The following is a 24,845-nucleotide window of genomic DNA, read 5'->3' on the forward strand; positions in this document are numbered from 1 at the left end:
GTGATCGGGTTTTCTTGCAGGTAGGCCATTAGCATGCCGAACTGGGTGCCCCAGTCGCCCACGTGGTTCTGACGAATCACGGTGTCGCCGAGGAATTCCAGTACACGCGATACCGCATCGCCGATGATGGTCGAACGCAGGTGGCCGACGTGCATTTCCTTGGCCAGGTTAGGTGCCGACAGGTCGACCACCACTTTCTGCTGCGGGCCAGCCTTGGTGACGCCGAGCTTGGCGTCAGCCAGTGCGGCATCCAGGCGAGCAGCCAGGGCCTGGGTGTTCTGGAAGAAGTTGAGGAAGCCTGGGCCGGCGATCTCGACTTTGCTGACCTGCTCGTCGGCAGGCAGTGCAGCGATGATTTTTTCCGCCAGGTCACGCGGCTTCATGCCGGCAGGCTTGGCGAGCATCATCGCAATGTTGCTGGCGAAATCGCCGTGGGTTTTGTCCCGGGCGTTTTCCACCTGGATCGCCGGCGTCAGCCCTTCAGGCAACACACCGTCGGTGACGAGTTGAGTGAGGGCTTGCTGGATAAGCTGGCGAATGGTGTCTTTCATGGGCTTCTCTTTCGACCGCAAGCGCGGCGGCGCTTCGATGCGCAGGTGGAAAAACTGGACATTATCCGTTGCCGGGGCGAGGTTGCCAACCTTTGAGCCGCTTTCGCGGAGCAAGTGCCTGCCAGTAAGAGCGGGCTTGCCCCGCGATCAATACAGATCCACAGGGTCTACATCCAAAGACCAGCGCACCTGGCGCCCGGACGGCATGTGTTCCAACAGTAGCAACCAAGCGCTGATCAGTCGATGCAAAGGCGCCCGTGCATTGGCCTGGAGCAATAGTTGTGCACGAAAACGGCCCGCGCGTCGTTCCATCGGTGCCGGTACCGGTCCCAAAAGCTCGATGCCGTGCAGATTGAGTTCAGCCAGCAACTGTTCGGCGGCGCTGCAGGCTTCATCCAGGAAGCTTTCGGCTTGCCCGGGTTTGTGCGCTTCGGCGCGTAGCAGCGCCAAGTGAGCAAACGGTGGGAGGCCTGCTGCGCGTCGTTCACTCAGAGCCTGCTCGGCGAAAGCGAAATAGCCTTGCTCGGTGAGTTGCACCAGCAGCGGGTGGTCGGCCAGATGGGTCTGGATGATCACCTTGCCGGGCTCCTCGGCACGTCCGGCGCGCCCGGCAACCTGCACGATCAACTGGGCCATGCGCTCACTGGCGCGGAAGTCGCCGGAGAACAAACCACCATCGGCGTCGAGAATGGCCACCAGTGTCACCCGTGGGAAGTGGTGACCTTTGGCGAGCATTTGGGTGCCGACGAGGATGCAGGGCTGACCGCGTTGAATCGTGGCAAACAACTGGTTCATGGCGTCTTTGCGCGACGTGCTGTCGCGGTCTACACGCAGCACCGGTATGTTGGGGAACAAGATGCTCAGGCGTTCCTCAGCTCGCTCGGTGCCGGCCCCCACCGGGCGCAGGTCGACTTTGTGGCACTGCGGGCATTGGCGCGGTACATGTTCGTCATAACCGCAGTGATGGCAGCGCAGCACGTTGGAGCGCTGGTGTACGGTCATGCGGGCGTCACAGCGCGGACATTCCGACATCCAGCCGCAGTCGTGGCACAACAAGGTCGGGGCAAAGCCACGGCGATTGAGAAACACCAGCACCTGCTGGCCCGCCGCAAGCGTCTGGCCGATGGCCTGTTGCAGAGGGCCGCTGATGCCGCTGTCCAGGGGGCGGCTTTTTACGTCCAGGCGCAGGAATCGCGGCTGTTGAGCGCTGCCAGCGCGATGGTTTAGGCGCAGCAGGCCATAGCGGCCTGTGTGAGCGTTGTGCAGGCTTTCCAGCGAAGGTGTTGCCGAGCCGAGCAGGATCGGGATGTTCTCCTGATGTGCGCGCACCACGGCCAGGTCACGGGCGTGATAGCGTAGGCCTTCTTGCTGCTTATAGGAGCCGTCGTGCTCCTCGTCGATGATAATCAGGCCGGGATGCTTCATCGGGGTGAACAGGGCCGAACGGGTGCCAATGATGATATCGGCCTCGCCGTCTCGGGCAGCCAGCCAGGCGTCCAGGCGCTCACGGTCGTTGACGGCCGAATGCAGCAGGGCGATGCGGGCGTTGAAGCGCTGCTCGAAGCGCGCCAGGGTCTGAGGCCCGAGGTTGATCTCTGGAATCAGGATCAGGGCCTGCTTACCGGCTTCGAGGGTTTCGCGGATCAGTTGCAGGTACACCTCGGTCTTGCCGCTGCCTGTCACGCCGGCCAGCAGAAAGGCATGAAAGCCGCCAAAGCCCGAACGTACTGCGTTAAAGGCGGCGCGTTGCTCTTCGTTCAGCGGCAGCTCCGGTTGGGCCAGCCAGTGCTCATGGCGCTCAACGGGCAGGTGCCGACGTACCTCGATCTGCACCAGTTCTTTGGCCAGCAGCAAGCCGAGGCTGTCTTTGCTCAGCATCAGTTTGCTCAGCAGGGTGTGGGCCACGCCGTGGGGGTGTTGGGCCAAGGTTGCCAGGGCTTCGCGCTGGCGTGGTGCGCGGGCGATACGTGGATCGTCCAGGCGTGCACCTGGTGCGACGTGCCAGAAGCGTTCTTGGCGTGCCTCGGCCAGCTCACCCTGGCGCAACAGTACGGGCAACGCCCAACTCAAGGTGTCGCCCAGACTGTGCTGGTAGTACTGAGCAGTCCACAGGCATAGCTTGAACAGCGCCGGTGGCAGGGGCGAAACCGGGTCGAGCAGGGCGATTGCCGGTTTCAGCTTATCGGCCGGGACTTCGCTCTTGTCCGTGACTTCGACCAGAATGCCGATCATTTCCCGGCGGCCAAAGGGCACGCGAATGCGCATGCCTGGCGTTAGCGTCTGACGCGCCATGCTTGCCGGCGCCCTGTAGTCGAACAGTCGCCGCAACGGCGAGGGCAGGGCGAGGCGCAAGATGACGTCGGACACGCGATGAGTTCTCTGAAGGGTTTCAAGACCCGGCGAGCCTAGCAGACGACAGTTGGTGCAAGCGACAACTTGCGTTGACGGCATGCTCTGGTATTATTCGGGCCCTATTTTGCGTGCGGTATTCAACAATGGTGTTGAGTGGCGGCACGTCAGCACTGAGGAATACCCCATGAAGCCAGAAATCCACCCGGGCTACGAAGTTGTAGAAGTTACCTGCAGCTGCGGTAACAAGTTCGAAACGCGTTCGACTCTGTGCAAAGCACTGCCAGTCGACGTCTGCAACCTGTGCCACCCGTTCTACACCGGTAAGCAAAAGGTTCTGGACACTGGCGGCCGCGTACAGAAGTTCGCAGATCGCTTCGGCATGTTCGGTGCCAAGAAGTAAGATTGCGCGAAGCTGGCCCAATGGGTTTGGCATTGCTGCTGAAAAAGGCGTCCCTCGTGGGCGCCTTTTTTGTGGGCGCCATCTGGCAGCTTGAGGCCCAGGCTTTCTGCCCCACACCCGTCGACCCGCAGCGCGTGACTGTACGCCAGGTGGTCGATGGCGATACCGTGCGTCTGAATGATGGGCGCAGTGTGCGCCTGATCGGCATCAATGCTCCGGAGATCGGTCGCAAGGGCCGAGCCAGCGAACCCTTCGCTGAAGCTGCACGTGAGCGCTTGCAGGCCTTGGTCAAGGCCAGCCGCGGCGAAGTCGGGCTAGTGCCGGGCGTTGAGTCCAAAGACAAATATGGACGTACGCTGGCACACATTTATGGCCGTACTGGCGACAATTTCGAAGCTCAGTTGCTCAGCGAAGGGCTTGGTTACCGAGTGGCCGTCGCGCCAAACGTGAACCTGACCGACTGTCAGCAACAGGCCGAGCATGCCGCTCGTCAGGCGAAGGCGGGCCTGTGGCGCAAACCGCCTGTCATCCCGGCGGCGCAGGTGCGGCAATCCGGTTTTGCATTGATCAGTGGCAAAGTGAAGGGCATCGAGCGCAATCGCGGGGGAATCTGGATCGAAATTGACGACTCTCTGGTGCTTCAGGTGCCGTCGCGATTGCAGCGCAACTTCCCCGCTTCCTTCCTGCAAGGGTTGGAAGGGCGAACAGTTGAGGCGCGAGGTTGGGTGCTGGATCGTTCCCGCAAAGGTGGCCTGAAACCCGGGCAGAAGCGCTGGTTGCTGCCACTGACCGACCCTTCGATGCTGGAACGGATCGAAAGATAAAAAATTGTGAACATTTTTTTATTCGATTGTACACATTGAAACCCTTGTGGGCTGCGGCTCTTGGCGGAAAGTCGTAGGTTAAAGGCCTTGACACAAGTGACTGGCCAGTCTTGTCGGCCCTTTGCTCTTTGCGTATCCTCGGCGGTCCGTCAGAACAGTAAATAGCGGAATGCCCACCATGTCAGATTTGAAAACCGCCGCTCTCGAATATCATGCTCAACCTCGTCCGGGGAAACTGAGCGTCGAGCTCACCAAACCTACCGCGACTGCTCGCGACCTGGCGCTGGCCTACAGCCCGGGTGTGGCTGAACCAGTACGTGAAATTGGTCGCGATCCAGAGCTGGCCTACAAGTACACCGGCAAGGGCAATCTGGTAGCAGTCATTTCCGACGGTACCGCCATTCTTGGCCTGGGCAACCTCGGCCCACTGGCGTCCAAGCCTGTCATGGAAGGCAAGGGTGTTCTGTTCAAGCGTTTTGCTGGCATTGACGTGTTCGACATCGAAGTCGACTCCGAAAGCCCGCAAGCTTTCATCGACACCGTCAAGCGCATCTCCATCACCTTCGGTGGTATCAACCTGGAAGACATCAAGGCGCCTGAGTGCTTTGAGATCGAGCGCGCGCTGATCGAACAGTGCGACATTCCAGTGTTCCACGATGACCAGCACGGTACCGCGATCGTTACCGCTGCAGGCATGATCAACGCCCTGGAAATCGCTGGTAAGACCCTGGCTGAAGCCAAGATCGTCTGCCTGGGCGCCGGCGCTGCTGCCATCTCCTGCATGAAGTTGCTGGTGAGCATGGGTGCTCAGATCGAGAACATCTTCATGGTTGACCGTACTGGCGTGATCCACGCTGGCCGTGACGACCTGAACCAGTACAAGGCAGTGTTTGCCCACGCTACCGACAAGCGCACCCTGGCTGATGCCCTGGACGGTGCAGACGTGTTCGTTGGCTTGTCCGGCCCGAACCTGCTGAGCCCTGAAGGCCTGAAGTCGATGGCGCCAAACCCAATCGTCTTCGCTTGCTCGAACCCAGATCCGGAAATTTCTCCAGAGCTGGCTCACGCTACCCGTAGCGACGTGATCATGGCTACCGGTCGTTCCGACTACCCGAACCAGGTCAACAACGTTCTGGGCTTCCCGTTCATCTTCCGTGGTGCTCTGGACGTTCGCGCCAAGCGCATCAACGAAGAGATGAAGATCGCTGCTGCCAACGCTCTGAAAGACCTGGCCAAGCTGCCAGTGCCGAAAGAAGTGTGCGCAGCCTACGGCGTCGACGCCCTGGAATTCGGCCGTGAGTACATCATTCCGAAGCCAATGGATGCCCGCCTGATCACCGTCGTTTCTGATGCAGTGGCCAAGGCTGCTATCGAAACGGGTGTGGCTACCCTGCCGTATCCAAAGAACTACCCGCTGAAAAGCGTGGATGACGTGTTCAACGGTTAATCTGAACGCGTAACAAAAAGCCCCGGCTCGCAAGAGTCGGGGCTTTTTTGTGTCTTGAGATCAGCCTCCTGTAGGAGCGGGCTTGCCCCGCGATGCGGTGTGTCTGATTAACCGCAATCGCGGGGCAAGCCCGCTCCTACAGGCCAGGGCCGATCAGAACAGATCGATCGGCGCTGCTTCGTCTGCTGGCAATGGGCTGCCGGGTGCTGCGCCGTTCAGCTCATTGACCGATGGCGGCGTGTCTTCGGCCTTGAACAGTTCGAAGTAAGCGTTCGGCGTGCTCGGCGTGGCCGCGCGGCCGCTGACCGGGTCTACCCGCAGGCTGAGGATGCCTTCGGGTTCGGCAGGCGGGTGATTTGGCTTGTCCTTGAGCGCAGGGCCCATGAAGTTCATCCAGATCGGCAGCGCCACGGTGCCACCGTATTCGCGGCGCCCCAGGGTTTCAGGCTGGTCGAAGCCGGTCCAGACGGTGGTGACCAAGTCGGCGTTGTAGCCCGAGAACCAGGCGTCTTTGGATTCGTTGGTGGTGCCGGTCTTGCCTGCCAGGTCGGTGCGACCCAGGGCCAGTGCACGACGCCCGGTACCGCGTTTGATCACGTCCTGCAGCATGCTGGTGAGGATGTAGGTGGTACGCCCGTCAATAATGCGCTCAGCCACGGCTGGTGGTTGGGCGATGGCCGAAGCGTTGCTGGCAGGCGTAGCCGCGGGCTCGCCGGGCAGTTGGGTGCTGATCGGTGCCTCGGGTGCGGCAATGCCCGCTTCGACCTGTTCGACGGTTTGCGGCACCCGTGGCGGGTTGGCGGTGAACAGGGTTTCGCCATTACGGCTCTCGATACGTTCGATCAGGTACGGCGTGATCTTGTAACCGCCGTTGGCAAAGGTGCTCCAGCCTGTGGCGATTTCCATCGGCGTCAACGTCGCAGTACCCAGTGCCAGCGACAGGTTGGGCGGCAGGTCCTGCTTGTTGAAGCCGAACTTGCTGATGTAGTCGATGGTCGGGCCGACGCCCATGGCCTGCAGCAAGCGGATCGATACCAGGTTGCGCGACTTGTACAGCGCTTCGCGCATGCGGATCGGGCCAAGGAAGGTGTTGGTGTCGTTCTTCGGCCGCCAGACTTTGTCCAGGTATTCATCCACGAACACGATCGGGGCGTCGTTCACCAGGCTGGCGGCGGTGTAGCCGTTATCCAGCGCTGCGCTGTAAACGAACGGCTTGAAGCTCGAGCCCGGTTGGCGTTTGGCCTGCATGGCGCGGTTGTAGTTGCTCTGCTCGAAGGAGAAACCGCCCACCAGGGCGCGGATGGCGCCGGTGTTCGGGTCCAGCGAGACCAGTGCGCTCTGCGCGCCCGGCACTTGGCTGAACTTGAGGTTGCCGTTGTCCAGGCGCTGCACGCGAATCAGGTCACCGACCTGAGCGACATCAGACGGCTGTTGCGGTGCACGCCCCTGGCTGTTGGTGTTGATGAAGGGGCGGGCCCACTTCATGGTGTCCCAAGCCACGGTTTCCAACTGGTCGGCGCGGGTCAGCACCTGCAGGCCGGACTTGTCAACGTGCGTAACGATCACTGGCTCCAGGCCACCCAGTGGGCGTTGCTTGTTGAGCTCTTGCAGCCAGTCAGCGCGGGTTTTGCCGGGGAAGCGTGCTTCAGGGCCGCGGTAGCCGTGGCGCTCATCGTAGTTGGTCAAACCATCGAGCACCGCTTTATTGGCGATTTCCTGCAGGTCACTCGGGACCGTGGTGGTCACCCGGAAACCTTCGGTGTAGGCGTCACTGCCATAACGGCCAACCATTTCGGCGCGGGCCATCTCGGCGATGTAAGGGGCTCTGACCTCGGGGGTAGGCACGTGGTAGCTGGCGTTAATCGGCTCGGCCAGGGCTGCTTGGTAGCTGGCCTCGTCAATTTTGCCCAGTTTGTACATCCGCCCCAGGATCCAGTCGCGGCGCTCTTTGGCGCGTACCGGGTTGGCCAGTGGGTTGAAGCGCGACGGGGCTTTGGGCAGGCCGGCGATCATGGCCATCTGCGCCAGGCTGATGTCACGGATCGACTTGCCGTAATACACCTGGGCAGCTGCTTCGATGCCGTAGGCACGGTTGCCCAGGTAGATTTTGTTGACGTACAGCTCGAGGATCTCGTCCTTGGTCAGCTCGCGCTCAATCTGCAGTGCCAGGAGAATTTCGTTGGTTTTGCGCGAAAAACTGCGTTCGCTGCTGAGGAAGAAGTTTTTCGCCACCTGCATGGTGATGGTGCTGCCGCCGGTTTGAATGTGCCCGGTCTTGAGCAATTGTGTTGCAGCACGCATCAAACTGCTGGGGTCGACTCCATAGTGATTAGCGAAATTGTCGTCTTCGGCCGACAGCAAAGCCTGGATGAAATGGGGTGGAATGTCGGCGAAACGGATGGGAGAACGGCGCATTTCGCCAAATTCGGCAATCAGTTTTCCGTCGCTGCTGTAGACCCGCAAAGGGATCTGCAACTGGATGCTTCTGAGGGCCTCTACCGAGGGCAGGCTGGGGCTAAGATACAGAAACGCGCCGCTCAGACCGAGAACGATTGCGCATATGACTGCGACGAAAGACCACCAGAAGAACTTCAGCAGACGTATCAAGGCTTTTGGGTGTCCAGGTTAAAGAGTGGGTTGCGCGCAGGGCCAGCGGACAAGGAAAAACGCTGGGCATTATAAGCATTTTTCGTACGGTCGCGTTATTGGCGCCGTGGTCAGGGAGTCAGCCAGGTGTGGCGGGGTCAAGCCCGCTGTAAACCTGCGGTGATCAAGGAAAAGTCGATGCTTGGACGCTTGGGCAAGGATGCCGGTTCACTTCTGGGGGTGGAAATTACCCCTCCGTTCATCAGGCTGGTGCAACTGCGCCGCCATCGAGGGCGCTACAAGGTGCAGGCCTGGGCGCTTGAGCCCTTGCCGCTCACGGCCATGCACAATGGCTGGATTGGTGACCCGGATCAGGTTGGCGCATCGTTGCTTCGGGCTGTTCGGCGCAGCGCTGGTACATCCCGTCGCGCCGCGATTGCGCTGCCGGCCGGGCTGCTGATCGAAAAGCTGCTGACGCTGCCGGCTGACCTTGACGACCAAGCCCTCGCCGAGCACTTGCCAGCAGAGGCCGGCCAGTTCGTTCCATTTGCCCTTGAAGAGGCAGCAATCGACTTTCAGGCCATGGGCATCGACCCGCAAGATCCGCAGCGTCAGAGAGTGCTCGTGGCGGCCTGTCACTTGGCATCGCTCGACGCTCTTCAGGCCAGCCTGGAGGTTGCAGGTGTGCACGCCAGCGTTGTTGAGCCCGATACTCACGCCTTGCTCCGGGCTGTGCAGCCCAGCCTCGTTGGCGGGGAGCTGTTGTTACAGCTGGAAGCCAACTCCGTGGTGATTCATGAACAAGGCGACGGACCTGTGTCGCTGCACCGTGAAATCCCCCTGCATTGCTCGGGTGACGTTGTACAGGCATTGGTTTCGGCTGTGGATAACTACCTCTTGTCCAGCCCAGGAAGGGTGCTGCCAGAGCAGTTGCTGCTCTGCGGTGCTGGCGTGTCGGGCCTGCATTCACCCGAACAACTGCAGCAGCGCCTGGGTATGGCTGTGCAGTATGTCGATCCGTTCAAGCCCATGATGCTGGCGGCTGGGCTCGACACCGAGGTGCTTAAGGCGCAGGCGCCATGCCTTGCAGTCGCTTGTGGCTTGGCCATGCGCGAGGGTAACCGATGCCTGAATTGAACTTGCTGCCCTGGCGCGAGCATCAGTGTCGTGCCGATATCCGACGTTTGCAGCGGCGCTTGGTGATTGTCGGGCTGATGGCTGTGTTGACCGTCGGGCTGACGGACTATTGGGGGCGGCAAACGCTACATCGTCAGTGGCTGGAGGCTGCTGCGCTGCATCAAGCTGGCGAGCAGTTGGATGGACAACTGGCGAAGGTAGTGGAGCACAGCGCTGAACAGGAGCAGGTTCAGCAGCGCCTGCAAACGCTTGAGCAGTTGCAGGGTCAGCGGTTGTTCCTGGTCGAGTTGTTCGCTCAGCTGGAAAGGGCGCTACCCGAAGGGGTGTATCTCACGGCGGTCACCCGAGAAGGCGAACGTCTGTACATCCAGGGGTTGGCGGACTCGGGAGCGCTGGTTGCGCACTTGTTGCGCGGCCTCTCCAGTGGACTTGGGGAGGCGACGCTGCAACAGGTCAACGCGGTGGATGAAGGCGAGGCGTTCGACATCAGCGTGACAATGAGAGGCAAAGCTTGAACGGGGCTTCCATGGCTCAGTGGCAGCGCCTGATCAGCCGCTCGCGGTTCGGGCAGGCGGCGATTCTGGGTGCTTGCCTGGTGCTGATGCTGGGGTTGGCATACAGCATTTATTTGCGCGGGCTTTTCGTTGAGATTGAACAGGGTGCAGCGCAATCGCGACGCTTACAGATCGAGCAGGCTGATAAGGCGTTACAAGCGCAGGTGCTCGTCACTCACAAGGCGCAGTTGGCAGCGTTGCATGAGCGCTTGGGGGCTTCTCGCTGGCATTTGGCTGCTGCTGGTGAGCTGGCCGACTTTCTGGAAGACATCGCACATCAGGCGCAAGTGGGCGGGGTATTTATCGAGCAACTGGAGCTGTTACCCGAAATCCAGCACGACCAATACATTGAAATGCCCATGCAGTTGCAGTTACGCGGCGGTTACGGGGCATTGGCAGCCTTTGCCCAAGGGCTGGCGCAGTTACCCCGGCTAGTTACCCAGCAGAACTTCTCGCTGTTGGCGGCGCAGCAGTCAGGCCCGGCCGGCTTGGGTATGCAACTGCATGTCAGTGCCTATCGGAGCCGTGAGCTGGCGCTTGTAGCGCCTCAGCTTGAGCTTCGGCCCGCGCTGCCTGCGCCTAATTTTTCGCGCAGTCCATTCGAACCTTCAGCAAGGGTTCAACCCCGGCAGCACCTGGAAACCTTGTCGCTTGATCAGTTCGAGATGGTTGGCAGCCTGGCCCGCAATCAAGCCCGCTTTGCCTTGCTGGATGCCGCAGGTGCCGTGCACCGTTTGCAGGTGGGGGATCGTCTGGGGCGCGATCGAGGTCGAATTGTGCGCATTGAGGAGCGTCAGATTGAAATTGCCGAGGACGTCTTTGTGGCCGGAAAGGGATGGGTCGAGCGACGGCGCATGTTGAGTATGAAAGTGCCTGCGGATGCGGGCTGACGATGCAGGCCAGGGAGGTCGCAGATGAAAGCAAGAGGGTGCCTGGCACTGTGTGTCTCGTTACTTGCGGGAGTGGCGCTGGCTGATCCGGTGTCACAGAGCGAGCCGTTGTCCTTGAACGTTCAGGACGTTGAGGTGCGCTCGGTACTGCAAGTGCTGGCTGAGTTCTCAGGGGTCAACCTGGTCGCCAGCGATGCTGTACAGGGCAAAGTGACCCTGCGTTTGCAAGATGTGCCGTGGGAGCAGGCATTGGATCTGGTGTTGCGCAGCAAGGGCCTGGAGAAGCGTTCTGAAGGTAACGTGCTGCTGGTCGCACCCATCGGTGAGTTGGCCGGGCATGACAGGCAAGTGCTGGAAGGTCGGCAGCAGTCCGCGGAGCTTGTGGCGACCCGCCGCGAGATGCTGCCCATTCACTACGCCAAGGCTGCAGACATTGCCGCAGTGTTCGAATCGCTGATGGGAGGTGAGCCCTTGGCGCCCGTCGCTGGGGCGCTGAGTGTCGATGAGCGCACCAATACGCTTGTTGCCCGTCAGACCCCGGAGCGGCTGGAGGCTCTGCAGCAGTTGATTGCGCGCCTGGATGTGCCTGTGCGTCAGGTCATGATTGAGGCGCGAATTGTGGAGGCCAACGTTGATTATGAGCGGGGCCTTGGCGTGCGCTGGGGCGGTGAGCTGAATCTTGGCGGTGGTGTGAGCCTGGGCGGGGCGGACACCTTTGTTGACCTGGGGGTAGAGCGGGCCAGTTCGGCTATCGGCTTGGGCCTGGTGCGTGACAACCTACTGTTGGACCTTGAACTGAGTGCCATGGAAAAGTCCGGCAATGGCGAAATCATCTCCCAGCCGAAAGTGGTCACGGCCGACAAGGAAACGGCACGGATCCTCAAGGGCACGGAGGTGCCGTACCAGGAAACCAGCGGCAGCGGCGCAACATCCGTGACCTTTCGCGAGGCCTCGCTGTCTTTGGAGGTAACGCCGCAGATCACCCCGGACAATCGAGTGGTGATGGCAGTGAAGGTGACCAAGGATGAGCCGGATTATCTCAATGCCCTGGCCCAGGTACCTGCGATCAGAAAAAACGAGGTCAATGCCAAGGTGCGGGTCAACGATGGCGAGACCATCGTGATTGGCGGCGTGTACTCCACCGTGCAAAGTAAAGTTGTCGATAAGGTGCCATTTTTCGGCGATGTGCCGTATGTTGGTCGGCTGTTTCGTCGCGATGTTTTACAAGAGAAAAAATCCGAGCTGCTGGTCTTCCTGACTCCGCGTATCATGAGTGACCAGGCGATTGCTGTGAGTCGTTGATTCTGTGCGAAATTTGATACTTGTGGGGCCCATGGGTGCTGGCAAAAGCACCATCGGTCGCCTGTTAGCCAAAGAGCTGCGCCTGCCGTTCAAGGATTCCGACAAGGAAATTGAGCTGCGTACTGGCGCCAACATCCCGTGGATCTTCGACAAAGAAGGCGAGCCGGGCTTTCGTGATCGTGAGCAGGCGATGATCGCCGAGCTGTGCGCGTACGACGGCGTGGTTCTGGCCACTGGCGGAGGTGCGGTCATGCGCGACGCCAACCGCCAGGCCCTGCATGCCGGGGGGCGAGTGGTGTACCTGCACGCCTCGGTCGAGCAGCAGGTCGGGCGCACCGCGCGTGACCGCAACCGTCCGTTGCTGCGTACCGCCAATCCCGAGGCAACCTTACGTGCCTTGCTGGAGATCCGTGATCCGCTCTACCGCGAGATCGCCGACCTGGTGGTGGAAACCGACGAACGGCCACCACGGATGGTTGTGCTCGATATTCTCGAGCGCTTGCAGAAGTTGCCGCCCCGTTAAGCCAGGACTATCCTCGGCGGCCAGTCACGCCTTGACAGGGCACATCGTTATCGCGCGGGTCGAGCCATCGATGCCGCGCCTCGTTCATTGTGGGGACACATGCAGACACTAAAGGTCGAATTGGGCGAACGTAGCTACCCGATCTACATTGGCGAAGGGCTGCTGGATCAGCCAGAGCTGCTGGCACCGCATATTGCCGGTCGGCAGGTCGCCATTGTCTCCAATGAGACTGTCGCACCCCTTTATCTTGAGCGTCTGAGCAAGACCCTGGGGGCCTATTCGGTACTGCCAGTGGTGTTGCCTGATGGCGAAGCCTTCAAGAACTGGGAAACCCTGCAACTGATTTTCGACGCCTTGCTGACTGCCCGCCATGATCGCCGTACCACTGTAGTGGCCTTGGGCGGCGGCGTGATCGGTGACATGGCCGGGTTCGCCGCCGCCTGCTACCAGCGTGGCGTGGACTTCATCCAGGTGCCGACGACCTTGCTGTCGCAAGTTGACTCCTCCGTAGGTGGCAAGACCGGCATCAACCACCCGCTGGGCAAAAACATGGTGGGTGCTTTCTACCAGCCCAACGCCGTGTTGATCGACACCACCAGCCTTAACTCCCTGCCACCACGCGAACTGTCCGCCGGCCTTGCCGAAGTGATCAAGTACGGTCTGATTTGTGACGAGCCGTTCCTGACCTGGCTGGAAGCCAATATGCAGGCGTTGCGCGCGCTGGACCAAGCAGCCCTGACCGAAGCGATCCGCCGCTCCTGTGCCGCCAAGGCCGCGGTGGTTGGCGCCGATGAGCGCGAGTCGGGCGTGCGCGCCACCCTCAACCTCGGACATACATTCGGCCACGCCATCGAAACCCACATGGGGTATGGTGTGTGGCTACATGGTGAGGCCGTTGCCGCGGGTACGGTGATGGCGCTGGAGATGTCCATGCGACTAGGCTGGATCAGCGAGCAAGAGCGCAATCGCGGCATCCGACTGTTCCAGCAAGCAGGTTTGCCAGTGGTGCCGCCACAGGAAATGACCCCGGCGCACTTCATGGAGCACATGGCAGTAGATAAAAAGGTACTCGACGGTCGTTTGCGTCTGGTCCTGCTGAGCCAAATGGGCGCGGCGGTGGTCACCGACGACTATCCGAAAGAGATTCTTCAGGCCACATTGGCGGCGGATTACCGCGCAATCGTGGCTCAGCTTTGAGGTTGATGAGAGTTCGATGACTAGTCTGCATGCCGACGAGGCCTTTCTCGGCCATTACCAGTTGAACCATGACCCCTTCGCTGCGCGGGTGCCCGGGTTCAAGTTCTTCCCGGCCCAACGCAAGCCGGTGCTTGGCCAGCTGCATCACCTGGCACGTTACAGCCAGTTGCTGCTGGTGGTTACCGGCCCTCAGGGCAGCGGCAAGACCTTGCTGCGTCAGGCGCTGGTTGCCAGCACCAACAAGCAAACGGTGCAAAGCGTGGTGGTTTCCGCGCGCGGCGCCAGCGACGCCGCCGGTGTGCTCAGTCAGGTTGCCCAGGCGTTGGGCGTAGCCCAGCCGGAAGTCCCCGAGTTGCTGGCCCAGGTGGTGCAGCTGGCATTGACCGGGCAAGAAGTCTATTTGCTGGTAGACGACGCGGAACAACTGGACGAGTCAGCACTCCAAGCCTTGCTGGAACTGGCGGCGGGTACGCCAGAAGGGCGTCCGCATGTTTTTCTGTTCGGTGAGCCGTCACTGATTGCCGGGCTGGAAGCGATCGATACTGATCTGGAGCGTTTCCACGTTATCGAGCTGGCGCCGTACAGCGAAGAAGAGACCCGGGAGTACCTCGAGCAGCGCCTGGAAGGTGCCGGGCGAGGGATCGAGGTGTTCACCAGTGAACAGATTGTCGATATTCACCAAAACTCGGATGGTTGGCCTGGGAATATCAACCAGGTTGCCCGCGATACCTTGATCGAAGCCATGATCGCCAGCCGGACCACGGCCAAGCGACCATCAATGGGGTTCAATATGCCTAAAAAACACGTGCTGGCGCTGTCTGCTGTTGTGGTGGTCGCAGTGGCTGCCGCTGTACTGATGCCGAAAAAGGGCGATCAGGCGCCAACTGCGCCTGCCGAGCAGGCTCAGCTGCCATTGGGTGAAGGCCAGCCAGGCAATGCTCAGTCGAACAATGGCGGCCCTGCCATTGAGTTTGCGGGTAACTCGCAGCCGATGCCGCTGCCGTTGGTAGGTCAGTCGCAGCCGGTCATGCGCGGCCCGCTGGCTGAAGCGGCGGGTATGGGTGAGGGCGAAGAGGGCGGCCCGGCCGGTGAAACTGCGCTGCAGCCACCGACCGTCACCACCATCGCGCCACCTGCCGGTGTCCCAGCGGGCCCTGCGCCTGCCCCGGCCCAACCGGTTGCTCAGGCCCAGCCTGTCGCGCCTGCACCACAGCCGGTTGCACCTGTTGCCAGCAAGCCAGTAGCGCCTGCAGCAAAACCTGCCCCTACTCAGGTTGCAACGGCCAAGCCGGCACCTAAGCCTGTCGAGAAGCCAGCCGCCAAGCCTGCTGCAGGCGGTGGCTGGTACGCCGGGCAAAAACCGGGCAACTATGTGGTGCAAATCCTCGGCACCAGCTCCGAAGCTTCCGCCCAGGCCTACGTGAAAGCGCAAGGTGGCGACTATCGCTACTTCAAGAAAACCTTGCAGGGTAAGCCGCTGTATGTGATTACTTACGGCAGCTTCTCCAGTCGTGATGCGGCGCTGGCTGCAATCAAAACCTTGCCAGCCAAGGTCCAGGCTGGTAAACCTTGGCCTCGCACCGTTGCCAGCGTTCAACAAGAACTGGCTGCGACCCGCTGATATAGCTCGGTGGCATTACCCCGCCACCTGCTGAGCGACTCCTGAATTATGGTCAAGCCTGCTGCGTACTTCGCGGCAGGCTTTTCTGTCCCAGACTGCCGGCCACAAGCCTATCTTGCAGTCCAGGCTGAAACGCTTCAGACTCAAGCCAAGCCGTTACCACGGTGCAAGCTTAAAAACATTCAAAATTGCGACATGGGTTTACGACAATGCGTCGTAAATTTGTGGGCTTCCCTGTCGCTGTGCAACAATGGCTCCCCTATTGCCCCCGCAAAGCTGGCGTTCGTTCGGCGTGGATGGTAAGTGGTTGTACTAAAAAGAGATTTGCCTTGGTGAGAGGCGAACCTGGTGAGAAAGTGTCTATGAAAACAGGTCTGTACCATCCCGAAGAATTCAAGGATAACTGTGGTTTCGGCCTGATCGCCCATATGACGGGCGAACCCAGCCACCACCTTCTGCAAACAGCTATGCAGGCGCTGACCTGCATGACCCACCGCGGTGGTATCAACGCTGACGGCAAGACCGGCGACGGTTGTGGCCTATTGATGCAAAAGCCCGATCAGTTCCTACGGGCCGTGGCCCAGGAACAATTCGGCGTCGAGCTGCCCAAGCAGTACGCGGTCGGCATGGTGTTCTTCAACCAGGACACCGGCAAAGCTGAAGCTGCGCGCGAAAACATGAACCGCGAAATCCTCGCGGCGGGCCTGCAATTGGTGGGCTGGCGCAAGGTGCCGATCGATACCAGCGTCCTTGGCCGCTTGGCTCTGGAGCGCCTGCCGCAGATTGAGCAGGTGTTCGTCGGCGGTGAAGGCCTGAGCGATCAGGAATTCGCCATCAAGCTGTTCAGCGCCCGTCGTCGTTCGTCTGTGGCTAACGCTCATGACACCGACCACTACATCTGCAGCTTTTCGCACAAGACCATTATCTATAAAGGCCTGATGATGCCGGCGGACCTCGCCGCGTTCTATCCGGACCTGGACGACGAGCGCCTGCAGACAGCTATCTGCGTATTCCACCAGCGCTTCTCCACCAACACCTTGCCGAAATGGCCGCTGGCTCAGCCATTCCGCTTCCTCGCCCACAACGGCGAGATCAACACCATTACCGGTAACCGTAACTGGGCCCAGGCGCGTCGCACCAAGTTCGCCAATGATCTGATTCCGGACCTGGAAGAACTCGGCCCGCTGGTTAACCGCGTCGGTTCCGACTCCTCGAGCATGGACAACATGCTGGAGCTGATGGTCACCGGTGGTATCGACCTGTTCCGCGGCGTGCGCATGCTCATTCCGCCAGCGTGGCAGAACGTCGAAACCATGGACGCCGACCTGCGTGCGTTCTACGAATACAACTCCATGCACATGGAAGCGTGGGATGGCCCGGCTGGCGTGGTGCTGACCGAAGGTCGTCACGCGGTCTGCCTGCTCGACCGTAACGGCCTGCGCCCGGCGCGCTGGGTGACGACCAAGAACGGCTACATCACCCTGGCGTCGGAAATCGGCGTGTGGGACTACAAGCCTGAAGACGTTATCGCCAAGGGGCGTGTGGGCCCGGGTCAGATCTTCGCCGTGGACACCGAAACCGGCCAGATTCTCGACACCGACTCCATCGACAACCGCCTGAAGTCGCGTCACCCGTACAAGCGCTGGTTGCGTCAGAATGCCTTGCGCATTCAGGCTGACCTCAGCGACGACCAGGGCGTGGCCAGCTATGACGCTGACCAGCTCAAGCAATACATGAAGATGTTCCAGGTCACCTTCGAAGAGCGTGATCAGGTGCTGCGCCCGCTGGGTGAACAAGGCCAGGAAGCCGTCGGCTCGATGGGCGACGACACACCTATGGCAATTCTGTCGCAGCGCGTTCGTTCGCCCTACGATTACTTCCGCCAGCAGTTCGCTCAGGTCACCAACCCGCCAATTGACCCGCTGCGTGAAGCGATCGTCATGTCGCTGGAGATCTGCCTGGGCGCTGAACGCAACATCTTCCAGGAATCCCCTGAGCATGCTTCGCGGGTGATCCTCAGCTCGCCAGTGATTTCGCCAGCCAAGTGGCGTTCGCTGATGAACCTCGACCGCCCCGGCTTCGAGCGTCAGCTGATCGACCTGAACTACGAAGAAGCGGTAGGGCTGGAAGCAGCGGTGCGCAACATCGCCGACCAGGCCGAAGAAGCCGTACGCAGCGGCAAGACCCAACTGGTACTGAGCGACCGCCATATCGCGCCGGGCAAATTGCCGGTGCATGCGTCGCTGGCCGTCGGTGCCGTGCACCACCGCCTGACCGAGCTGGGCCTGCGTTGCGACAGCAACATCCTGGTGGAAACCGCTACCGCCCGCGACCCGCACCACTTTGCCGTGCTGATCGGTTTTGGTGCCTCGGCGGTGTACCCGTACCTGGCCTACGAAGTGCTGGCTGACCTGATCCGTACCGGCGAAGTGCTGGGCGACCTGGATGAAGTCTTCAAGTACTACCGTAAGGGCATCTCCAAGGGCCTGCTGAAGATCCTCTCGAAGATGGGCATCTCCACCATCGGTTCGTACCGTGGTGCGCAGCTGTTCGAGGCTGTCGGCCTGTCCGAAGAAGTGGTTGGCCTGAGCTTCAAGGGCGTTGCAAGCCGCCTCAAGGGTGCGCGCTTTGTCGATATCGAGAGCGAGCAGAAGCTGCTTGCCGCCGAAGCCTGGAGCCCGCGTAAGCCGATCCAGCAGGGTGGCTTGCTGAAGTTCGTTCACGGTGGCGAGTACCACGCCTACAACCCGGACGTGGTCAACACCCTGCAGGCCGCTGTGCAGCAGGGCGACTACGCCAAATTCAAGGAATACACCGCACTGGTCGACCAACGCCCGGTTTCGATGATCCGCGACCTGCTCAAGGTCAAGGTCGCCGACCAACCGCTGGCGCTGGAACAAGTCGAGCCGCTGGAAGAGATCCTCAAGCGCTTCGACTCCGCCGGTATCTCTCTGGGTGCGCTGTCGCCGGAGGCCCATGAAGCGCTGGCTGAGGCGATGAACCGCCTGGGTGCGCGCTCCAACTCCGGTGAGGGCGGCGAAGACCCGGCCCGCTACGGCACCATCAAAAGCTCGAAAATCAAGCAGGTGGCCACCGGTCGTTTTGGTGTTACTCCTGAGTACCTGGTCAATGCTGAAGTGCTGCAGATCAAGGTGGCTCAAGGCGCCAAACCGGGAGAGGGCGGTCAACTGCCGGGTGGTAAGGTCAACGGCCTGATTGCCCGTCTGCGTTATGCCGTACCTGGCGTGACCCTGATTTCGCCGCCACCGCACCACGACATCTACTCGATCGAAGACTTGTCGCAGCTGATTTTCGACCTCAAGCAGGTCAACCCGCAGGCGCTGGTATCGGTCAAACTGGTGGCTGAAGCGGGTGTCGGCACCATCGCTGCCGGTGTGGCCAAGGCTTACGCTGACCTGATCACCATCTCCGGCTACGATGGCGGTACCGGCGCTTCGCCGCTGACCTCGATCAAGTACGCCGGTGCACCGTGGGAGCTGGGCCTGGCTGAAACCCACCAGACCCTGCGTGGTAACGACCTGCGCGGCAAGGTACGGGTACAGACCGACGGCGGCCTGAAAACCGGCCTGGACGTGATCAAGGCGGCCATCCTCGGCGCCGAGAGCTTCGGCTTCGGCACTGCGCCAATGATCGCGCTGGGCTGCAAATACCTGCGTATCTGCCACCTGAACAACTGCGCCACTGGCGTTGCTACTCAGAACGACAAACTGCGCAAAGACCACTACATCGGTACTGTCGACATGGTGGTGAACTTCTTCACCTACGTGGCCGAAGAAACCCGCGAGTGGCTGGCCAAGCTGGGTGTCGCCAGCCTTGGCGAGCTGATCGGGCGTACCGACCTGCTTGAAATGCTCCCCGGCGAAACCGAGAAGCAGAAACACCTGGACCTCAGCCCGCTGCTGGGCAGCCCGCATGTACCGGCCGACAAACCGCAGTTCTGTGAAGTCGACCGCAACCCGCCGTTCGACAAAGGCGTGCTGGCCGAGAAGATGGTCGATATGGCCCTGCCGGCCATTCGTGACCTCAGTGGCGGTGAGTTCAGCCTCGATATCTGCAACTGTGACCGTTCCATCGGCGCGCGGATTTCCGGTGAAATCGCACGTCTGCATGGCAACCAGGGTATGGCCAAGGCGCCGATCACTTTCCGCTTCAAAGGGACTGCTGGTCAGAGCTTTGGTGTGTGGAACGCCGGTGGCCTGAACCTGTATCTCGAAGGTGATGCCAACGACTACGTCGGGAAAGGCATGACCGGCGGCAAGCTGGTCATTGTGCCGCCTGCGGGCAGCCCGTTTGCTACCCAGCACAGCGCCATTGTCGGCAACACCTGCCTGTACGGTGCCACTGGCGGCAGACTGTTCGCCGCCGGTACCGCAGGTGAGCGTTTTGCTGTGCGTAACTCCGGTGCCCACGCGGTTGTCGAGGGCACAGGCGATCACTGCTGTGAGTACATGACCGGTGGCTTTGTCTGCGTGCTGGGCAAGACCGGTTACAACTTCGGCTCTGGCATGACCGGTGGTTTTGCCTACGTGCTGGACATGGACAACAGCTTCGTCGACAAACTCAACCACGAGCTGGTGGAAATCCAGCGCATCACCGGTGAAGCGATGGAGGCATATCGCAGCCATCTGCACCGCGTGCTGACTGAGTACGTCGAAGAAACCGGCAGCGAATGGGGGCGTGAGCTCTGGGAGAACCTGGACGACTACGTGCGTCGCTTCTGGCTGGTCAAGCCGAAAGCAGCGAACTTGAAGAACCTGCTGTCCAGCACCCGTGCCAATCCGCAGTAGCGGCAAGCGGCAAGCTTTAAGCTGCAGGAGTGATGCAGCGCGAAGCTTGCCGGCCCACGTGATCGTCTTGCAGCTTGCAGCTTGAAGCTGGCAACTGCGGTAAAGAGGTAGTGAAAAATGGCTGAACGTCTGAGTAATGACTTCCAGTTCATCGAGGTCGGGCGCAAAGATCCGAAGAAGAAACTGTTGCGTCAACGCAAGAAAGAGTTCGTGGAGATCTACGAGCCCTTCAAACCCCAGCAGTCGGCCGAGCAGGCCCACCGTTGCCTGGGTTGTGGTAACCCGTACTGCGAGTGGAAGTGCCCGGTACACAACTTCATCCCTAACTGGTTGAAGCTGGTGTCCGAAGGCAACATCCTCGCCGCTGCGGAGCTGTCGCACCAAACCAACACCCTGCCGGAAGTGTGCGGCCGGGTCTGCCCGCAGGATCGTCTGTGTGAAGGTGCTTGCACCCTGAACGACGGTTTTGGTGCAGTTACCATCGGTTCGGTGGAGAAGTACATCACCGACACCGCGTTTGCGATGGGCTGGCGCCCGGACATGTCCAAGGTCAAACCGACCGGCAAGCGTGTCGCGATCATCGGTGCCGGCCCGGCTGGCCTGGGCTGTGCCGACGTGCTGGTGCGAGGCGGTGTGACCCCGGTGGTGTTCGACCGCAACCCGGAAATCGGTGGCTTGCTGACCTTCGGCATCCCGGAGTTCAAGCTGGAAAAGACCGTGCTGAGCAATCGCCGCGAAGTCTTCACCGGCATGGGTATCGAGTTCCGCCTGAACACTGAAGTCGGCAAAGACATCAGCATGGAACAACTGCTCGAAGAGTACGATGCAGTGTTCATGGGCATGGGTACCTACACCTACATGAAGGGCGGGTTCCCCGGTGAAGACTTGCCGGGCGTGCACGATGCGCTGGATTTCCTGGTGGCCAACGTCAACCGCAACCTGGGCTTTGAAAAGTCGCCGGAAGATTTCGTCGACATGAAGGGCAAAAAGGTCGTGGTACTCGGTGGCGGCGACACGGCGATGGATTGCAACCGCACCTCCATCCGCCAAGGCGCCAAAGCCGTGACCTGCGCCTACCGTCGTGACGAAGCGAACATGCCTGGCTCGCGTAAAGAGGTGAAGAACGCCAAGGAAGAAGGCGTAAAGTTCCTCTACAACCGCCAGCCAATCGCGATTGTCGGCGAAGACAAGGTTGAAGGCGTGAAGGTGGTCGAGACGCGTCTCGGTGAGCCGGATGCCCGTGGCCGTCGCAGCCCCGAGCCGATTCCAGGCTCTGAAGAGATCATCCCGGCAGACGCCGTGGTCATCGCCTTCGGTTTCCGCCCGAGCCCGGCGCCATGGTTCGAGCAGTTCAACATTCAAACCGACAGCCAGGGCCGTGTGGTGGCACCGGAGAAGAACACCTACAAGCATCAGACCAGCAACCCGAAGATCTTCGCCGGTGGCGATATGGTCCGGGGTTCTGACCTGGTGGTGACGGCGATCTTCGAAGGCCGCAATGCTGCTGAGGGGATTCTGGATTACCTGGAAGTCTGACTCGCGGGGCAAGCCCGCTCCCACAGAGATCACCGGTGGGAGCGGGCTTGCCCCGCGATGAATTCGACAAATCTATTGATCTGTCACAACCCGATAGACAAAAGGCACGGTACTGACCGTGCCTTTTCCGTTGGTGTCTGAGAAAATGCCCGCACTTTTTTTCCGGATGCCGACATGACTGCCTTGAAGAACGATCGTTTTCTGCGCGCCCTGCTCAAGCAACCCGTAGACGTCACCCCTGTGTGGATGATGCGCCAGGCCGGCCGCTACTTGCCGGAATACCGCGCCAGCCGCGCCAAAGCCGGTGACTTCATGAGCCTGTGCATGAACCCGCAGTTTGCTTGCGAAGTGACCCTGCAGCCGCTGGACCGCTACCCGCTGGACGCGGCGATCCTGTTCTCCGACATCCTCACCATCCCCGATGCGATGGGCCAAGGCCTGTACTTCGAGACCGGCGAAGGCCCACGTTTCAAGAAAGTCATCAGCACCCTGGCGGATATCGAAGCCCTGCCGATTCCTGATCCGCAAAAAGACCTCGGTTACGTGATGGATGCCGTCAGCACCATCCGCCGCGAGCTTAATGGCCGCGTGCCGCTGATCGGCTTCTCTGGTAGCCCCTGGACCTTGGCCACTTACATGGTCGAAGGCGGTTCGTCGAAAGACTTCCGCAAGACCAAGGCGATGCTCTACGACAACCCGCAAGCCATGCACTTGCTGTTGGACAAGCTGGCCCAGTCGGTCATCAGCTACCTCAACGGCCAGATCCTCGCCGGTGCGCAAGCGGTACAAATCTTCGACACCTGGGGCGGCAACCTGTCGGCGGCGGCCTACCAGGAGTTCTCGCTGGCCTATATGCGCAAGATCGTCAGCGGCCTGATCCGTGAGCACGAAGGGCGCAAAGTGCCGGTGATCCTGTTCACCAAGAACGGCGGCCTGTGGCTGGAAAGCATCGCTGATGCCGGTGCTGACGCCCTGGGCTTGGACTGGACGTGCGACATTGGTGAAGCGCGTCAGCGCGTCGGCAACAAGGTTGCGCTGCAGGGCAACATGGACCCGACTGTCTTGTATGCCAAGCCAGAAGCCATCCGCGCTGAAGTTGGGCGCATTCTGGCCAGCTACGGCCACGGCAGCGGTCATGTATTCAACCTTGGCCACGGCATTACCCCGGAAGTGGATCCGGAGCATGCGGGTGCGTTCATCAACGCCGTGCACGAACTCTCGGCGCAATACCACCAATAACCGGTAGGAGCGGGCTTGCCCCGCGATTGCGTTGTGTCAATCACATCGTATCGCGGTGCAAGCCCGCTCCCACATTAAGCTTCAATTCAGCCTGTCTGGGTAATCTGTGTTCATCGAAACCCAGACAGGATCTTCACCATGAAAACACGTTACCTCGCTCTGCTGCTTGCCCCGCTGTTCAGCACCGCTGCCCTGGCCGCCGGTTATACCGGTCCGGGTGCTCAACCGGTCACCACCGTTGCTGCTGCCAATGACGCCGCTGACGACACCCCAGTCGTATTGCAGGGCTTTGTGGTCAAGAAGCTGAACAACGATGACAAGTTCGAGTTCAAGGACAACACCGGCACCATCACCGTCGAGATCGACAAAGAAGACATGCCGCCGGTGGCCTTCAACGACAAGACCAAGGTCAAGCTGACCGGTGAAGTCGAGAAGCACTTGATGAGCCGTGAGGTCGATGTTGATCTGGTTGAAGTGATCAACTGATTAAAACATCACGGGGCAAGCCCGCTCCTACGGTAGGAGCGGGCTTGCCCCGCGATTGCATTCAGGTTTTGGCTGGCAACCTGCTCAGGTGCAACGCCACCAGCAGCGCCATCACCAGCAAGCTACCAATGAACAGGCCGATCCCGTTCCACCCGGCGTGATGCCAGAACACCCCACCGGCCGTCCCGGCCACACTCGACCCTGCGTAGTAGCTGAACAGGTACAACGACGACGCCTGGCCCTTGGCTTTGGTTGCGCGCCGTCCAATCCAGCTACTGGCCACTGAGTGCGCGCCAAAGAAACCGAAGGTGAACACCAGCATGCCGACGATCACCAGCAGCAAGGGGCTGAACAAGGTAATGAGCAAACCGCTGAACATCAGGACGATGGTGCCCCAGAATACTCTGCGCCGCCCCAGCTTGTCGGCAAGGGCGCCGATCTGCGCCGAGCTGTAGATTCCCGACAGGTACACCACCGACAGCAGGCCAACCAACGCCTGGTTCATGTGGTATGGCTCAGCCAGCAGGCGATAGCCGATGTAGTTGAACAGGGTGACGAAGGCGCCCATCAGCAAGAAGGCTTCGAGAAACAGCCAAGGCAGCCCGGCATCGCGAAAGTGCAGGGTAAAGCCCTCCAGCAAGCTGCGCGGATGCAGTGAGCGTGGGCGAAAGTTGCGCGACTCCGGGAGCACTTTCCAGAACACCACCGCAGCGATCAGGGCCAGGCATCCGATCACCAGCAGTGCGGTGTGCCAACTGACGAAATCGATCAGTACACCTGTGATCAAGCGCCCGCTCATGCCGCCAATGGCGTTGCCACCGATGTACAAGCCCATCGCCAGGCCAATGTGCTGAGGGTGAATCTCTTCGCTCAGGTAGGTCATCGCAACTGCCGCCAAGCCGCTGAGCGACAGGCCGAGCAGGGCGCGGGTCAGCAGCACGCCGTGCCAGCTGGGCATCAGGGCGCTGACAATCGTACATAGCGCGGCGCAGAACAGCGCAAACACCATCACCGGTTTGCGCCCGATGCGATCGGAAATCGGGCCGGTGATCAGCAACCCGACAGCCAGCATGCCGGTCGAAACCGAAAGGATTAGGCTGCTTTGCGCAGCGTTTATGGAAAACTCCTGGGACAACAGCGGCATCATCGGTTGCACGCAGTAGAGCAGCGCAAAGGTGGCAAAGCCACCGCAGAACAGCGCCAGTACGGTGCGCAGAAAGGCCGGTGTGCCTTTTTCGATCCAGCTTTCGTTCAGGGTAGCGACGATCTCGTCGAGTGGAGCGGCGGGGATTTCATGGGCGTGTGGAGCAACAGCAGTTTTCACGGATGACCTCGTGGGCGCTACGGCCTGTCAGGCAGTGAAAAAAGCATATAGCTGGCTAATGATCATTT

Annotated in this window: 18 protein-coding genes; 14 read left to right on the top strand and 4 right to left on the bottom strand. The window is 60.6% G+C overall.

Translation table 11 applies throughout. The features are described 5' to 3' along the window. Nucleotides 1-551 (bottom strand): arginine--tRNA ligase (gene argS, locus E1573_RS04860; protein WP_133211163.1); only part of this gene is annotated, 551 nt, incomplete at its 3' end. Between the two features lie 147 nt (nucleotides 552-698). After that, nucleotides 699-2,918, bottom strand: coding sequence for a primosomal protein N' (locus E1573_RS04865; protein ID WP_133211165.1), 2,220 nt, complete (start codon nucleotides 2,916-2,918; stop codon nucleotides 699-701). Between the two features lie 169 nt (nucleotides 2,919-3,087). Between E1573_RS04865 and rpmE the strand changes: the two genes are divergently transcribed. From rpmE to E1573_RS04880, 3 genes are all read left to right on the top strand, one after another. Then, on the top strand, nucleotides 3,088-3,303 hold the full coding sequence (gene rpmE / locus E1573_RS04870) for a 50S ribosomal protein L31 (RefSeq protein ID WP_133211167.1): 216 nt from the start codon (nucleotides 3,088-3,090) through the stop codon (nucleotides 3,301-3,303). Nucleotides 3,304-3,305: 2 nt separating this feature from the next. Continuing rightward, on the top strand, nucleotides 3,306-4,127 hold the full coding sequence (locus tag E1573_RS04875; RefSeq protein ID WP_133211169.1) for a thermonuclease family protein: 822 nt from the start codon (nucleotides 3,306-3,308) through the stop codon (nucleotides 4,125-4,127). A gap of 178 nt (nucleotides 4,128-4,305) precedes the next feature. Further along, nucleotides 4,306-5,574 carry a malic enzyme-like NAD(P)-binding protein gene (locus E1573_RS04880; protein WP_133211171.1) on the top strand — a complete coding sequence of 423 codons (1,269 nt, stop codon included), beginning with the start codon at nucleotides 4,306-4,308 and terminating at the stop codon, nucleotides 5,572-5,574. A gap of 153 nt (nucleotides 5,575-5,727) precedes the next feature. On the opposite strand, the gene E1573_RS04885 is transcribed toward E1573_RS04880, so the two are convergent. Then, complete coding sequence (locus tag E1573_RS04885) at nucleotides 5,728-8,178, bottom strand: penicillin-binding protein 1A (RefSeq protein WP_371925129.1); 2,451 nt, start codon at nucleotides 8,176-8,178, stop codon at nucleotides 5,728-5,730. A 180-nt stretch (nucleotides 8,179-8,358) separates the two neighbouring features. On the opposite strand from E1573_RS04885, the gene pilM reads away from it, so the two are divergent. The 11 genes from pilM to E1573_RS04945 all read left to right on the top strand — a co-directional run bounded on the left by pilM (nucleotide 8,359) and on the right by E1573_RS04945 (nucleotide 23,453). Beyond that, the gene (pilM, locus tag E1573_RS04890) at nucleotides 8,359-9,297 is read left to right on the top strand and encodes a type IV pilus biogenesis protein PilM (RefSeq protein ID WP_133211175.1); all 939 of its coding nucleotides are present in this window, start codon (nucleotides 8,359-8,361) and stop codon (nucleotides 9,295-9,297) included. Further along, nucleotides 9,285-9,812 carry a PilN domain-containing protein gene (locus tag E1573_RS04895; RefSeq protein WP_133211177.1) on the top strand — a complete coding sequence of 176 codons (528 nt, stop codon included), beginning with the start codon at nucleotides 9,285-9,287 and terminating at the stop codon, nucleotides 9,810-9,812. The genes pilM and E1573_RS04895 overlap by 13 nt, the downstream gene beginning before the upstream one ends. Nucleotides 9,813-9,823: 11 nt before the next feature. Further along, nucleotides 9,824-10,741, top strand: a complete 918-nt coding sequence (locus E1573_RS04900; protein ID WP_133211179.1) for a pilus assembly protein PilP — start codon at nucleotides 9,824-9,826, stop codon at nucleotides 10,739-10,741. Between the two features lie 24 nt (nucleotides 10,742-10,765). Continuing rightward, entirely contained in the window at nucleotides 10,766-12,043 is a 1,278-nt protein-coding gene (locus E1573_RS04905) for a type IV pilus secretin PilQ (protein WP_133211181.1), read from the top strand. 4 nt (nucleotides 12,044-12,047) lie between these two features. Then, nucleotides 12,048-12,566: a shikimate kinase AroK gene (aroK, locus tag E1573_RS04910; protein ID WP_133211183.1), complete on the top strand. Its 519-nt coding sequence runs from the start codon at nucleotides 12,048-12,050 to the stop codon at nucleotides 12,564-12,566. A gap of 99 nt (nucleotides 12,567-12,665) precedes the next feature. Further along, the gene (aroB, locus tag E1573_RS04915) at nucleotides 12,666-13,763 is read left to right on the top strand and encodes a 3-dehydroquinate synthase (RefSeq protein WP_133211185.1); all 1,098 of its coding nucleotides are present in this window, start codon (nucleotides 12,666-12,668) and stop codon (nucleotides 13,761-13,763) included. A gap of 16 nt (nucleotides 13,764-13,779) precedes the next feature. Beyond that, nucleotides 13,780-15,384 carry an AAA family ATPase gene (locus tag E1573_RS04920; protein ID WP_133211187.1) on the top strand — a complete coding sequence of 535 codons (1,605 nt, stop codon included), beginning with the start codon at nucleotides 13,780-13,782 and terminating at the stop codon, nucleotides 15,382-15,384. Between the two features lie 362 nt (nucleotides 15,385-15,746). Then, nucleotides 15,747-20,192: a glutamate synthase large subunit gene (gltB, locus tag E1573_RS04930; protein ID WP_133211189.1), complete on the top strand. Its 4,446-nt coding sequence runs from the start codon at nucleotides 15,747-15,749 to the stop codon at nucleotides 20,190-20,192. 117 nt (nucleotides 20,193-20,309) lie between these two features. Continuing rightward, nucleotides 20,310-21,728 (top strand): FAD-dependent oxidoreductase, encoded by a 1,419-nt coding sequence (locus E1573_RS04935; RefSeq protein WP_133211191.1) that lies wholly within the window; start codon nucleotides 20,310-20,312, stop codon nucleotides 21,726-21,728. Nucleotides 21,729-21,902: 174 nt separating this feature from the next. Beyond that, complete coding sequence (gene hemE, locus E1573_RS04940) at nucleotides 21,903-22,967, top strand: uroporphyrinogen decarboxylase (RefSeq protein ID WP_133211193.1); 1,065 nt, start codon at nucleotides 21,903-21,905, stop codon at nucleotides 22,965-22,967. Nucleotides 22,968-23,105: 138 nt separating this feature from the next. Further along, nucleotides 23,106-23,453 carry a YgiW/YdeI family stress tolerance OB fold protein gene (locus E1573_RS04945; RefSeq protein WP_133211195.1) on the top strand — a complete coding sequence of 116 codons (348 nt, stop codon included), beginning with the start codon at nucleotides 23,106-23,108 and terminating at the stop codon, nucleotides 23,451-23,453. Nucleotides 23,454-23,514: 61 nt separating this feature from the next. Here the strand turns inward: E1573_RS04945 and E1573_RS04950 are convergent, their stop codons facing one another. Further along, entirely contained in the window at nucleotides 23,515-24,777 is a 1,263-nt protein-coding gene (locus E1573_RS04950; RefSeq protein ID WP_133211197.1) for an MFS transporter, read from the bottom strand. Nucleotides 24,778-24,845 lie beyond the last annotated feature (68 nt).

It is taken from the genome of Pseudomonas sp. H9 (assembly GCF_004353925.1).
In the GTDB taxonomy this organism is placed as follows: Bacteria; Pseudomonadota; Gammaproteobacteria; order Pseudomonadales; family Pseudomonadaceae; genus Aquipseudomonas.